Origin of the sequence: Sediminihabitans luteus (assembly GCF_002797595.1) — a bacterium.
GTDB classification, from domain to species: domain Bacteria; phylum Actinomycetota; class Actinomycetes; order Actinomycetales; family Cellulomonadaceae; genus Paraoerskovia; species Paraoerskovia lutea.
This window is the reverse complement of record NZ_PGFE01000002.1, coordinates 136,306-150,958: the sequence shown is the minus strand read 5'-3', so window position 1 is coordinate 150,958 and position 14,653 is coordinate 136,306. Positions and strand designations below refer to the sequence as shown.

General features: G+C 67.6%; 4 protein-coding genes. All 4 read right to left on the bottom strand.

The genetic code is table 11. The annotated features are described in order from the left end of the window. Nucleotides 1-165 precede the first annotated feature (165 nt). On the bottom strand, nucleotides 166-2,862 hold the full coding sequence (pglZ, locus tag CLV28_RS06720; RefSeq protein ID WP_157802545.1) for a BREX-2 system phosphatase PglZ: 2,697 nt from the start codon (nucleotides 2,860-2,862) through the stop codon (nucleotides 166-168). Next, a complete protein-coding gene (locus CLV28_RS06715; RefSeq protein ID WP_157802544.1) occupies nucleotides 2,859-6,698 on the bottom strand; it encodes a BREX-2 system ATPase PglY family protein in 3,840 nt (1,279 codons plus the stop codon). Before CLV28_RS06715 ends, pglZ begins: the two co-directional genes overlap by 4 nt. A gap of 61 nt (nucleotides 6,699-6,759) precedes the next feature. Then, nucleotides 6,760-10,413, bottom strand: coding sequence for a BREX-2 system adenine-specific DNA-methyltransferase PglX (pglX, locus tag CLV28_RS06710; protein ID WP_100422559.1), 3,654 nt, complete (start codon nucleotides 10,411-10,413; stop codon nucleotides 6,760-6,762). After that, nucleotides 10,410-14,588 carry a BREX system serine/threonine kinase PglW gene (pglW, locus tag CLV28_RS06705; RefSeq protein ID WP_100422558.1) on the bottom strand — a complete coding sequence of 1,393 codons (4,179 nt, stop codon included), beginning with the start codon at nucleotides 14,586-14,588 and terminating at the stop codon, nucleotides 10,410-10,412. Before pglW ends, pglX begins: the two co-directional genes overlap by 4 nt. Nucleotides 14,589-14,653: the final 65 nt, after the last annotated feature.

The following is a 14,653-nucleotide window of genomic DNA, read 5'->3' as shown; positions in this document are numbered from 1 at the left end:
TGTCGGTGCTCGGATCCCAGCGTCGAGAGCTGGAGGATCTGCCCGCCGTTGACGTCGAGGAAGTCGAAGTAGAGGCAGTCGACGTCCGTCGAGTGCCTCGTTCCGTGCCCCTTGACCTCGTGCCGGAACGCGCGAATCACCGCCATGGAACTGCACTCCTCGCGCTCATCCGTTCAGCCCGAACTGTTCCTCGAGCAACGCGACGTCCAGACGCAGTGTGTCGCCGTCAGGGTCGATCGACAGGATGTCGTAGCCCTCGACGTTGAGCACGCGCTTGACGATGGCGAGACCCTGGGTCACTCCTGCGGAGGGAAGTCCGGCCGCGACGGCCACGGTCTCCTGGTGCGCCCGACCGTCTCGCTCGATGAGGGTCCGCAGCACGGCCTCGACGAGGTCGCTCGAGGCCGCACGTCCGGCAAGTCGCATCTGGTCGGCGAAGACGTCGGATCGCATGACGCGGTCGATCAGACCCGAACCGCTTGGGGCCGGGTCGGCTACGGGCGTCGGCGTGACAAGGTCGAACAGTGCGTTGGCAGCGTCCGGCTCTGCGGCCTTACGCCGAGTCTTGCGCGCAGGCTTCGGCGCCGTCGTGGGCTCCGGCTTGGCAGCAATCACTGGGTCGTTCCACCAGGTTGGCGCCTGGGGCGGTGCAGGCGCCCAGCCCTCTGGTGCAGTGTCCGCGAGCGACCGCTGGTAGACGAGCACAGGAACGGTGATCTCTGCCAGGGACGCTCCGCCGTGGTAGCCGGAACGAGCCGGGCCGTACCGGGCGTCGTCGCGCCACAGCATCACGGCCTCTCCGCCCTGTACGGCGACGCGCGGGCCAGACACGTGCACCTCACCGTCCTGAGGCGGCCCTGCCTGGGCAGGTCGCCACCGTGCGTCGCCACCCGTGACAGCGTCGAGCTTCTCGGTGGACCGTTCGACGACGTGCCCGTGATCGGACGTCAATACGACGGTGCGGCCCGCGATCGACGCCGCGTTGAGCAAGGCCCGCAGCGGGTCGAGGTCCGCGATTGCCCACGGGCGGTTGGAGGTGTCGGTCTTGTGCGTGGAGTCGTCGATGGCGTTGATGACGATCCCGACCACAGGCACCGCGGGATTGGCGATGGCGGTGGCAACGTCGTCAGCGAGCTGTGCTCCACCCGAAGCGCGGAGCTCCCCCTTGTGGAAGGTGTTCGCACCAGGGAATGCCGTCGACAAGCCTGACTTCTCGGTGGCGGACGTTCCGGTGGTGATCTCGCCGCAGAACAGGCTTGTCCGCGAGATACCGGTCAGTGTGGGCAGCGCAGCGGCGACAGCGAGGCGCTGCCGGGTGGCCGACGGCACCCACTCCACGAGTCCGGAGCGTCCGACGTCGGAAGCGAGGTCCACGGCCACGGCCGCGCTCATGCCGTCGAGCACGACGAGAAGCACACCGCCTTGGGACTTCCACGGGTTGACGACGGCGCGCAGGACGTCCTCGACACCCAGTGCGGGCCCGTCGTCAAGCATGTCGGCCAGGCTGCGGACCACAGCGGTGTCGCCCAAGTGGACGGCAGCAGATTCGTCACGGGCACGCCGTCGTGCACGCACGCGGTCGATGAGTCGGCCGTAGGCAGCGCCGACGGCGGGGTCGTCCGATCCCGCCCATAGCACGCCCAGGGCGGCATCCACCCAGGCACCGTCGTCCATCTGACGGCGAAGGTCTCCACCGAGCCCGTGTGTCGGTGTCTCGGCAGTGGCAAGCCAGCGGGACAGTCGCACTGCCATCCGGGGCGCGAGATCCTGGCCGGCCACTGACGATTCGCGATGGTCGAGCACCTTGGCGAGCGACTCTTCCACGCCGGTTCCAGCATCCAACGCTGCACCGAGCGCGCGCAGGCGCGCGGTGAACCCCGGCCGAAGGATGGTCGATCGTTCGGAACCTGCCTGCCAGCCGAGGTTGTCGCGCAACAGGGCTTCGGCCTGATCGAGGACGACACCGAGCCGGCTCTCGGGATCGCCCTCTCGGGAGAGCCGGAGCAGGGCGGCCAGGGTGGCGTCGGCGATCTCGCGTGCCTGCAGCGGCGGGAGCGAGCGCCCGCCGAGGTATCGCTCGGCGAGGCGGGTGCGTGCTGCGACCTGCTCTTCGGTGAGGTCCGTTCCGGCGGCCGTGGGCCACAGGACGTCGATGGCGAGGCCCAGAGACAGCGGCTTGACCAGTCCGCCCGGCGCGGCCGTGGTACGCAGAGCAAAGCCGGCGGCCGTGCCGTACTCCTGCTCGGACCACGTCATGAGGTGCGCTTGCAGCTCGGCGTCGACGCCGGCCCACGACGCTCGCGAGCCGTTACTCAGCGCGGTGAGCAGGACGACCCCATCAAGGCCAGCGCGGTCGAGCCCCAGCAGGTGGCAGAGCAGGCCGCCGATGGCGTGCTCGGCCGTGACGGCGAGATCGGTCGACGGCGTCCATCCGCCGGCAGGCTCGTGGTCCAGCAGGGCGGTGGCGGCCCAGTCAAGACGGCGAAGCTCCCTGCTGACTTCGCGCGCATTCCCGAACAGCCCGGGGACGCTGGCCCATTCGTCCGGGTCCTCGATCTGCTGACGGTAGGCGCGAGCCAGCACCGTGTCATTGAGGTCGGCCCGCGGTCGGTCCGTCAGAACGACGAGGTACTCGCCCTCGTCCTGCCCCGCGTACGCGTCGAGGATGGCAAGCTGCGAGATCCCTTCGATGACACGGACCGGATTGCCATCGACGGTGAGGTCACCACCATGCCAGCGGGGGTGGGCACGCAGCACCAGCACGCGTGAGTCCCCGCCCTTCGCGATGAGCTCGGCGGCACGAGAGCGGACGAGCGCCTCCGACACGGCGACCGTCCGCTGGCCGGTGGTCGCGATGGTCACTCCCACCTCCAGCTCACCCGCAGCGTCTTGCCCTCGACCGGCTTGGACAGTTCGTCGGCGATCTGCTGTCCGATCTCCTGGACGTCGACGACCTTGGACACCGTCTGACTCTTCTCCGTGAGCCGGGCCTGCTTCTCTGCGTCAATCAGCAGCTGGATGCGGTCGAGCTCGGCCTGCCGTGCTGCGATGTCGGCATCGCGCGCCTGCTGCTCGCGGCGCTGAGCCTCCAGCGAGGCCTGCTGCCTCGCGAACTCCGCGTCCCGCTCGGCCCGCTGTTCAGCAGCAATGCGCTCTGCCTTTTCGCGCTCGCGCCGTGCCTCCTCCTCTCGCTTGCGGCGTTCGTCTTCATCGCGCCGGCGCCGTTCGATCTCGTCCGGGTCGGCAGCGAGGGACTCGACTGCCTCATGCGCAGCCGACTCGAGGGCCGGCTTCAGCGGCGCGTGGAACTCCGCTTGCATCGCGACGCCGCGCAGCGTGGCGAGAGCCCGCGATGCCCGTTCCCCACCCAAGGTGGCGAGCCGGTTGATGAGCCCCCAGTTCGCGCCGCGGAGCGCGGCAGCGACGTCGCCGGCAGCAGCGATCGACCGTGCGACGGCTTCGGGTTCGTCGGGAAGGTCGAACTGTGCGAGTGCTTCGATCCGCACCACGGGCGCGTCGGACGCAGCAAGCAGCGCCACGAGATCGCGCCCACGGGTGACGGCCTGCCAACGAGGAGCGGCCTCGTCGATTCCGAGCGCTTCGCGATGCGCGGCCAGTTCGGCGGCGGCGTCCGACGTCGTACTGAGGGCAGAGCGCGCCTTGCTGGCCAGGGCCTCACTCACCCGTGTGACGGCTGCCGTCGACAGGTGGTACTCGTCGGCGCCGACGCCGAACAGTGCCTTGGCGCGGCGGAGAGCCGTCTCCCACTCCTCTTCTGAGGGCAGCACCGGTTCGCGAAGCATCATGTCCGGGGTGAGCGCGCCGATGCCGGGCTCGGGCGTGCGACTGCCGGCGCGGAACCACTCGCGGTCGGTGATCTTCGCCCACGCGAGGACGAGGAGGTCCATGGCGTCGGTCGTGATGCCACGCGGTGCGAGCACGCCGCGCAGGGCCCCCACGGTCACGTCACCAGTGCCCGCGGTGCGCGTGAACTCGTCGAACAGGACGAAGTCCTGGGCGCCGAGCGCATAGGTGGTCTCACGCAGGGTGCCGACGCCGTAGGCCGTGACCACGCGGCGGACCTTAGTCCCTGTGGCGCGGTCGACGCCGTCGAGGCGCCCCCCGGCATCCGTGGCCCGACGCACGAGATCGAGGACGGCGTTGAGCTCACTCCGACGCACCTCTTCGGTGCCGCGTTCGATCTCCGGGTGCCTCGGGAATCGCGAGGTGAGTGCGGATCCCAGCACGCCCACGACGGCGTCGCGCAGGGTCGCAGCCGAGGGCTGGGTGGGGGTGAAGCCTTCGGCCAGCGTGATGAAGTTAGTGCCCGTGAGTTTGGTGCCGAGGTTCTCGTCGTTCGCGGAGGAGTCGACCCCGTACGCCTGCCGGAGCAGGGCAGCGAGCTGGCTGCGCAGCGAGTCACGCTGGCTGGTCAGAAGGCGTCGCGCCGGCTCCCGGTCGGCGACGGGCAGGTTGGCCGAGTACTGGTCGAACCGGTCGCCGGTCAGCAGATACTCGAGCTGGACGAGCTTGCCGACGTCATCCATGCGCTGGGTGGTGAGGAAGTGCGGCACCCAGACGACGGTGTCGGTGACGACGCCCTCGCGCTTGAGGTCGTAGATGCGGGCAGCGTCGTCGGACGGCGGCTTGTTCTCGTCGTCGAACGGGTAGTCGACGATGAGCTTCCACTGGCCGTCGGATGCCTTGACCGTCTCGACGGGCATCGCTGAGGTGTCGCGCACGTTGCCGAAAACGACATCGACGGCGCGCTTCTGCCCGCGCCACACGTGGTCGAGCGAGTACTCGCCGGCGTACGAGCCGGTGGCGCTGGCGCTGATCTCCGTCACCAGGGTGTCGCGGATCAGCTTGCGCCGGTTGGGGTGCGAGTCCTCTTGGGTGACGTGGGCGAGGATCGCGTCGAAGTCGACGCCGGTGAGCTGCAGGCTGATGACCGGGTCCGAGGTGGAGCCCACGGTGATCTCGGAGAACTTGCCCTGCCACTCGGTGGCGAGGGTGACGACCTGCCCGGAGACGTTGCCTCCGAACATGGATACCACCGAGCCGAAGTTCAGTGCCGCGAGCTTGGACGCGGTGAGGTCCTTGAGCGACGTCGCGCCGGGAGCGATGGCCGCGACGAGGAGCGTCTTGGCGAGGCGGTCTTCGCGGCGAAAAGCGTGGTTACGGTCGAGCGCGCGGGCCTCGGAGTCGGTCAGCTGATGCTTGTCGAGCAGGTAGGGGCGCATCTTGCCGCGGTAGAACGAGGCGGCGGCGTCGAAGACCTTGACCATGTCCTCGGTGAGCGGCTTAGCGTCACCAAGGACGACGACGTCGAACAAGTCGCCGACGGGGATGACGTCGCCCACGGTCAGCTCGTCACGCCCCCGGGAGAGCAGCTCGCTCATGATCTTCAGGGCGGTGCGCTCGCGCTGCATGATGGCGGACAGCGCGACCATGGCGTCCACGAGTGCTGGGGAGAAGGGGTAGACCTTCTCGAAGTCGACGGCGCCTGAGCCGGCGGAATCGGTGAGCAGGTGCTTCCAGTCGGTCGGGTTGGCTCGCACGCGGGCGACGGCGGAGGCCAGGGCGTTCTTGCCCGCCTCAGACGTCGGGGTGAGGAGCCGCTTGTTGACGATCTGCGGGAGATCGGCAGCAGCGAGCGTGATCTTGTCGAAGCGCTCCTCCCACCAACCAAAGGCATCCTCGAGAGCGACCTGCTCGGCGCCGACGTTGCCGCCGCCGAGGAACTCCTTGAGCGCACGCTGGCGGGCGACGAACGAGATCATCGGGATCGACATCTGCCCGGAGCCGGTCTCGACCAGCTTGGCGACCTTGGACGCCTCGTTGGCGATGAACGCGGAGTCGCGGAGGTGGTTGGCCAGCCACAGCACGAGCTCGTCGAGGAAGAGCACGAGCCCGTCGTAACCGAGGCCCTTGGCGTGGTCAGTCATCACGCGCAGACCCTGGTCGATCGGCAGCCAGGCCGACGTCGAGGTGTACGAGGCGAAGTACGTCTCCACGAGTGCGGAAGCAACCGCCTGTCGATCGGTCTCCGTCGCCGTACCTGCTGCGGCGGCGTCGAGCTCGGCGGCGGTCAGCACTCCACCACTCATGGTGCCGAAGACGGGGTCCACATCCGCAGCGAACTTCGAGAAGAACAGCTCGTCACCCATCTGGGAGCGCAGCTGTTGGGCGTCGCGGAACAGCAGGTCGCTCTGGTTGAGCACGGGCGCCGAGGCTTCCGGGTGCTTCTCCTTGACGGTGTTGAGGTAGCCCTGGAAGAGCGCGCTCTCGAACGATGCGGCGCCGATCAGGTGGTAGTCGACCGCCAGGTACTTCCGGGAGAGCACGTCCGCGTGGGCGGACACCACGGGCTGCAGTCCCTGCAGCGCGCGAGCACCGGGATTGCCGGTAAGCAGCAGGTGCATGACGGCCATGTAGTGCGACTTACCGGCACCGAACGAACCGTGGATGAACGCACCCTTGGCATTGCCGCGCGTCAGTGCCGAGTTGACGAGGGTCAGTCCCTCGTCGAAGGCCTCGGCGATCTTCTCGGTGACGACGTAGTCCTGGAGGGTCCGCTCCGCGGCGGGCACGCCCTCGTGGATCCGCATGACGAAGTCGTCGTCGTGGACGGACCTCGGCACGTCGATCGCGTCGCGCAGCATCATCGCGAGGCCGCCTGCGGTGGGTGTGCTCATCGTTCGCGGGTTCCGTTCCTCAGTGAATTCATGCTCTCGTCGCGCTTGGCCATCGGTTGTGTCATGCCCGACGCCGTCCACGAGTCGCGGCGGGTGGCCGCCACGCGTTGACGTCGTCACGAGTGACCTGGAGCTGCGAGAGGAGCTGGTCGACCTGACCGGTGACTGCCTGCGCGGCGCTCGACCCGAACTCGGGTTCGAGTTCCGTGTGCCACTGGTGCAGCCAGGGCTCCAGCTCGACGAGTCCCGCCACCAGGGGGATCAGCGAGTCGTCGGCTGCGCCCAACGAACGCTGGCTCATGACCTCGCGGACGAGGGCGATCGCCTGATCGCGGTGGTTCCACCCCGCCCAACCGAGCACGGTGGTGGTGTCTCCCTCGCGGCCGACGCCTGGGTAGAGGATGAACCGCTCCTTGGGCACGTCAAGCTTGCCGCGCGCCTTCCAGTACTCGACCTTCCGGAAGTCGGGGGTCGAGTACTTCGGCGGCACCGGGATGGTGACCTTCTCGCCGGCGTCCTCTCGACGCTGGAGATCCCACACGGACTGCCACTCGCGGAACTTCTCCAGGCCGGACGGCTTGTAGCGGTGCGCGGCCACATAGGGAACGGCTTCGGTCGGGGCCAGGGATCCGATGACGGCCGCGAGGTCAGGCTCTGTTGAACCGGTCAGTTCGCGCGCCAGTGCCCGCAGGGTGTCATCGTTGCGCAGCAGGTCAGCCAGCTGAGCGACAGAACTCGTCGCCGGTCCCTGGAAGTCCTGCCAGAGATCCGCATCTTCGAGACGATCGAGGATCGCGGCTTCCAGCGCGTCGCGGAGCTGCTTGGCCCAGGGCACAGTCGCCCAGCGCCGCTTGAACTCGGGACGTTCCAGCAGCCCGATGCCGCGGTCACTCTCCATCAGCGCAAGGCGCTTCTCCACGAGCGCTCGGTAGTCCTCCGGCCAGGCAACCGGCAGCTCGGTGATGGCCTGGGAACCATGGCGCGCGAACCAGGCAGTCGTCTCGCTGCCGGACGCGACCTGCCGCGCCAGACGGATCTCGAAGGCACGCTCACCCAGCATGACGCCATCGACCGACGAGCCCGCGTATGTCAGGTCGTCGTCGATCAGGCCGTAGAGACCGTAGGTCTCCCAGTCGAGCTCCTCTTGCTCAAAGATGAGGCGCTCGCGCAGCCTGGACCAATCCACGGCCGCTGATGACAACGCGTCCGACAGGTTCTCGTCAATGCCCTCGTTGCGCCACCTGTCGATGACCGATCGAGGGGCCACCGCAGCGAACTCGCGTGCCAACTCGTCAAGAAGGGCACCCCGTGCGCGCGGCAGCGTCGCCGGCAAGGGAAACTCCTCGAGCTTGGTACCGGTGAACTCGTACCGGGGCTCCCAGTCCTCGTCACCGATACCGCCACCGATGCCACCGTTGCCCTTGTTGTGACTGACCTGCTTGAGCCAGAAGCACGCCGTCGAGCTGTTGAGCACACCCAGCAGCTCGAGGTGCTGCTCCTCGGTCGCCCCTTCCGGCAGCTTGATCACCGGCGCCGACTGCTTGAACACCTTCCCGCCCCGGTCGAGTACGAAGTGGTTGTGCGTCGCCACAAACGCAAATGTGATGGTTAGAGGAGTTCGCAACTTCTCAGTATAGAGCTCCTGCCACTCCCACCAGGTCAGACCTCGCTCAACCATCGGTGTACCAAATCTCCTCCGACGATTGATGGCCGATCGGAACGACTCGAACACCTTTCTGCTTCCCTGGTCTAAATCGTCGAACCTCAGCACCCGGAGCTCGGAATCGTACGGCCAGATAGCGTACTCAGATTCGCCAATAGAGAAGTCTCGAACTACGTCACCTTCAACAAGCTTCCGCAACGATTCGACCCCGAGTCGAGCGCCGCCGCCCGAACTCCCCAGCATGTATAGCGAGTCTTCTCCGGTGACTGCAGTAATGCCCAATTGTGTTGCAAGCGAGCCAAGCGTCTGCTTTCCCGCATTGTCGATGCGAACCTTCAGGTCGCCCGCTCCACCACCACTAAGCGACCAGGGAAACTCAGAGAGGACCTCGCGGCCGAGGTCCACCACGCTCACGTAGGGTCCATCAAATCCGGGCGTGTCGATCTGTTCGACGATCTCCGACCAAACCAATCCCTTGGAGGGGCTCTTCGGCTGGCCCGGCTCACCGCGAACACCGAGCACCGCCCGGATCGACTCCGCCACGGGACGTCGACGTCGCCCCACGAGGATCACGGTCGGCGTGCCATGCCCGGGGATATAGGCACCCGAAGTGTCGATCACGTGCGTGAGGTCCACCGGGTTGTCGACGTGGTACCCAGCAAAGAGCTCTTCGATGACCTTTCGGCCGAACTCGCGCTTCATGAACGAGTTCGAGGTGATCTGGCCGACGTAGCCGGCTCCGCGACCGGCCTCACCCCTGATCGCGAGGCGGAAGAACAGCTCCATGAAAGGCACCGAGAGTGCATACTTACCGGCCGCCGTGCTGTAGGCCTCCCGGTACTTCTGATTGAGGACCTTATCCTTGACCGTGATGTACGGCGGGTTTCCCACGACAACGTGGTAACAACCAGGCTTGAGAATGCCCAGATACTCGTCGACGTCCTCCGTAGCGTAGGTAAATTCCGCGTTCTCGTCTCCCGTGGCTTCGTCGAGCGTGCCGTCGATGCCGAGGTCGAGTGTGCCGTCATCAAACAGTCGGTCGCCGCCGCCACCCTGCTCACCCAGCAACGAGTCGCCAATGGCGAGGTGGAACCCGAGTTCCGGGACACCGACGAGCGACTTCTCCCCCGCCGCCTGGATGCCGGCGACAGTCAGGCGGAAGCGCGCGATCGCGACGGCGAACGGGTTGAGGTCGACACCGTGGATGGAGTCCATCGCCTTGCGGACGCGCTGCTTGGGGTCCAGGCCTGGCGCATCGGCAGCCCACTGCGCGTTGAGGCGCTCGAACGCTCCGAGCAGGAAGTGCCCCGACCCGCAGGTCGGGTCGATCAGCTTCAGACTGTCCGCACCGAACTCGGCGATCGCCGGCGTGAGGCTACGGTCGAGGATGAACTGCTCGACGAACTCGGGTGTCTGCAGCAGCGCGTAAGTCTTCTTGGCATGCTCGGACAGGTCCTGGTAGAGGTCGCCGAGGAAGCGCGTGTCGAGCGCGGAGTCGGTGAAATCATGCACGAGCGCGCCGCCGTCGTCAGTGCGCCGCCAGAAGCCGACCAGTCCCTTGGCTGCCTCGGCGCTGATCTCCGCCGTCCAGACCGGGTTGTGTCGCGGGTCGACCAGGGCAGCGCCCGCGGGCTGCGCCGCCAGCACACGAAAGGCCTGCTGCAACCAGTCACGATCGTGGTGGCTGGTGTTCACGCGGAAGTAGGCGGTCTGGTTCTCCCGCGCACGTGAGGCACGGTCACCGGGGCCGGCGATCCAGCCCACGGGCACCGGCGTCCCGGCCAACGTGGCCCCGGCCAACAGATCGTTGTCCTCACAGAACCGCACGAACGTCGTCGCGACGATCCACGCCACCGCGGCCTGATCCACCTCGTTGTCACGCCATGCCGTCCATGACAGCCCCGTGCGCTCCCGTTTGAGGGCACGCGCATGTTCACGCTGCAGCGCGGCACCCCACTCAGTGGTGGGGTCGTCGGCCCTCTCCTTGAGGTCACCCTGGAGCGTCTTGAGCTGGCCCTTGAGGTCGGCGAGGAGGGCGGAGGAGTTGATCATGTACGGTCTCCGGTCGGGGTGATGCGCAGCGCGTCAGAGCGCTCGTCGTCGGAAAGCTGGGTGAGGTCACGGGGCAGGTCGATCCAGCCGCTCGGCCCGAGCGGGACGGACGTGCCTTCGAGGAGCGGGGCGCGCGCGTCACCCGGCTTCGCTACGAGAAGCCAGCGGGCGGCCGGGCGCCTCGTCCCGGTATCGAGCAGGGTAGCGAGCAGACCTGACATGCCGTAGCGGAAGAGTGGCCCTGCGTTGGTGAGCAGCAGCGGCGACGGCGAGTTCAGTAGCTCCGCGAGTGCAGGTTCCACCGATCGCTGAACGACCCCCTGGAGGCCCTTCCACTGCTTGCTGTCCCGATCGAGCGCGTCATAGCCAAGCAGGCCTGACCACATGCCGCCGGCCTTCTCGATCTGCTGCTTGGTGGCGGAGACGACCAGCTCGGCGACGTCGAGTACCTCGACATCGAACGTCGCGGCAAGTGCATGGACCGCGGCGGTGTACCGCTTGGGCGCGACGGTCAGCGTGAGCGCGGAGTGCCTCTCGAGCGAATCCGCCAACCGGCGGGTGATCTCCGCGGCGGGGGTCGGGGCGAACTGCGTTGACGTCGATGTTCCCGCCGAGAACAGCGTGGTGTTCTTCGGCTCGTAGATACCGTTGCGATTAACCAGGTCGGGGTACAGCTCACGCATCAGCGCATCGAGCTTCTCCGACGCCGAGGGCAGCGGGTGGGTCAGGTGCGGGAAGCGCGCGCTGACCGTGCGGCGCACCGCCATCTGCGGGATGCGTCGTCCCGGCTTGCCCCGCATCGCGTGCTCGAGGGCCGTCTTCGTGTCCAGCGCCTCCGGGTAGAGCTCCTGAAATCCCGACACGGCTGCGGTCTGACTCGCGGCAGCAGCCAGGCGAAGCAGGCGCGAATCCGGCACCTGCCACTGGCCGGCGTCGTCCAGCTCGACAATGACCTCGCGCAAGGCCGCGAGCGCCGAGCTTGAGGTGACGATGCCACCTTCCACGAGCGTGTCGGCACGGGCACCCAGCTCTCCCGCCAACTCGTTGAGCATGTCCGCAGGCGGGAACGACTCGCCCTCGTCACCGGCGACGTCTTCGGTCAGCGCGAGGAAGTCGACCCGCGCTCCCGGGCGACGGCGCAATGTAAGGACGGGATGCGTCTCCCGGAGGTCGAGCTCAACGATGGCTCGCACCAGTGCGGTGCCGTAGGTGGCGCGCTCCGGGCCGTCGAGCGTCGAACCGCGCAGCGTGACCAGGGCGGCGCCCGCCTCATGCACCGTCATCACGCGGCTCGCGTCGCGTAGCAGGTTCGTCAGCTCAGCCCGCGCGGAGACGAACGACTGATCTCGCGCCCAGTCCCCGACAGCGTGATCGAGCAGGGTGGTGACGCGCTCGCGTGTTGTCTGGAACGCTGTCGCGACGTCGGCTGCCGTGGGCCACCCGCTGGTCTCGTCCAGCCCCAGCAGGGCGCGCGCGAGCGGTCGGTCCGCCGACGGGAGCATCTCCAGCAGATCGGCGATCAATCGATCGACTCCGAGCGCTGCGTCGGGGCCCGACGTCGGCTCCGCTGTGCTCAGAGCGCTGCGCCACTGGCCGATGCGCGCCTGGATCTCCTTGCGGAAGGTCTCCCCGAGGCCGCGGATCCGGTTGATCTTCACCGGAGGTACCCCGAGGACGTCTCCGACGGTGATAACGCCCTCCAGTCGGCGGAGCGCCGACAGCGCCTGCGCGGACAGACCGGACTCCTCGAGCGGAGTGTCGAGCGTGGCGCGGGCAGCGAGCTCGTCGTCCTTCTGCCGCGCGTCGTCGTCGAGGGACAGGCTGGCGAACGCCTCCGTCCACGCGTGGAGCAGGTCTTCAACGTTGGCGAACCGCTCCTTCGCGTCCGGCGACAGCGCCTTGCGGAACAGTTCCGTCAGGTGCGACCCCACGGCTGGGTCAAAGGACGTCGGTTCGACCACGGGCCGCTCGGTCGGATTCGCCGGGGCTCCGGCACCGTTCGGCCACCATGGGAGGACGCCGGTCGCCATCTCGAAGAGCGTGACCGTCACCGCCCACAGTTCAGCGGCACGGTCGTAGCGGGTGCGACGGCCCTTGCCCAGGAACGGGTCGAGGTACCCGGGCGTACCCGAGGCCACGTTCTCCAGGGGCTCGCGTGCCAGCGAGAAGTCGAACAGCATCAAGTGCGGCTTGCGGTACCCCGGGTCGGGGGCGATGCCGAGGTTGGCCGGCTTGATGTCCCGGTGGAACACGCCCTTGACGTCCACCAGGTACGTCATCGCATCGAGGAGATCAGTGCCCCACCGCAGCAACTGCTCCAGCGTCGACTGCCCCTCCTTGGCCAGTCGAGTAGCGAGAGTCTCTTTGCCTGCGTCGGACATGAGCAGCGCGCGACGACCACCCAGCTCGAGCGACTCCTGCAGACGCACAACACGGGGATGGTCGATGCCTGCGAGCACTTCCGCCTCGACGTCGAGGCGACGCCCAGCAGCGTCGTCGCGGGCTACCTTGAGGATGAGTTCCTTGTCATCCCCCGATTCCTCGGTCTGCACCGCGAGAGCCACACCCGACGATCCCTCGCCGCGACGTCCCGAGACGATGAACCGTCCACCGATGACGTCGTCGATCTGTGCGTCGAGCGGGTCTTCGATCTCGGTGCGAGGTGCGTCCTCTTCGGGACGACGCACCTCCCGCCAGGCGAGTCGGACCAGTTCGAGCGCATCCTCGATCGACGCCGGGCGATCTGCCTCGTCGACCGAGGTCAGATCGCCGACGACTTCGGCCAGTGCGTCCGGTAGACCCGCGGTCACCGCGCGCGGGTCGAATCGTCCCGCCTGTTGCTGTACCTCCTGGACCTCGGCGATCGTCGTGGCCGGCGCCTTGCCCGTCAGGACGAGGAATGCCAGGGCGCCGAAGCCGAACACGTCGAGCGGCGCACCGGGGACGTCGTTCACCGACTGGCGAGCCTCCGGTGCGAGCCAGACCAGATCCTCGGCAGCTGCCACGCCGACGAGGTCCGTCACGCCGCGGCTGATCACCGTCCAGCGCGTCGACGATGCCGACTCACGATCCTTCTGCGCCGAGTACCAGTCACGCACCTCGAGGCGCGGGGGCCCGTCCGCCGAGGGACGCACCCACACTCTCAGGGGAGACAGCGCACGGTGGAACAGGTGCCGCTGGTGTGCGTATCGCAGGACGTCGCCCAGCTGATCGACCATCGCGACACGCTCATCGAGCGAGAGCACGCCAGCCTCATCGGTGAGGAACGCGTCCAGTGGACGTTCTGCGTCCTGGTACTCGAAGGCAAGTGCCGGGCCGTCGTCCGTGACCAGGAACTGCTGCGGCACGGCGATTCCCTCGTGCCGGATCCCGAACGTCAGCTGGTACTCCCGCTGCGCCAGCTGCTCGATGCGCTGCCGCTCACCCGCCGACGCCTTGGGCGGGACGTCGTAGAGGCGCAGGCGCTGCCTGATCTTTGGCAGGTTCGGGTGCGTGACCACCACGTCCTGCCAGTCCACACCCTCGGCCACCGGATCGGACTCGGCGACGGCGAAGTCACCCACCATCCGCGTCTTCGGCGTCGGGCGGAAGTCGGCCTTCTCGCACAGGTGCCGAACCAGCTGTGCACGCGGGGGATCGATCGCATCACTTGGGTTCGCCGGCGGTGTCGCGAGGAACTCGCTCAGTCGCTGCAGCGGCGGCTTGGAGCTGACCTCGTAGGTGTCGAGCTTGATCACGCCTGCACGGCCCGACGGGTCGACCGCGAACGTCGACCCCTGCCCGTGCATCACGACGAGAGCGTTCACCCACGGCACCGACCGCTCCATCTGCGGTCCCGAGGCATACGACTTCAGCAACGACGCGAGCCGCTTGCCCTTGCGGTCCGTCACCAAGAACGGGTTCGGGTGCGTCTTGCCCGGCTGGTACCAGCGCTGCGAGTTACCCGTGATTGTCCCGTGCCACCCCTTGAGCTCCACACAGAAGAAGCCCACCGGCGTCAGCAGCAGGACATCGACCTCCGCCGTGCGGTTGTTCGTGTCAATGAAGGTCAGGTTCACCCACGCTGTCGTGCGGCCGTCGTCAGGCAAGACCTCGCGGAACGCCTCCAGGGCAGCAGCTTCCTCCGGCGACGCCGCCGGACCCATCACCTTCCAGTGTGGCGAGTCAGCCTTCATCAGATTCGTCGTGCTCCGTGGGGTGCGGCATCAGTGTTGTTGCAGGCTACGTGCTGCACGGACAG

What these genes read in the sequence shown, in the direction of transcription:
- CLV28_RS06715 (WP_157802544.1), bottom strand. Translation starts at nt 6,698, where the DNA reads ATGAGCACACCCACCGCAGGCGGCCTCGCGATGATGCTGCGCGACGCG.
- pglX (WP_100422559.1), bottom strand. Translation starts at nt 10,413, where the DNA reads ATGATCAACTCCTCCGCCCTCCTCGCCGACCTCAAGGGCCAGCTCAAG.
- pglW (WP_100422558.1), bottom strand. Translation starts at nt 14,588, where the DNA reads ATGAAGGCTGACTCGCCACACTGGAAGGTGATGGGTCCGGCGGCGTCG.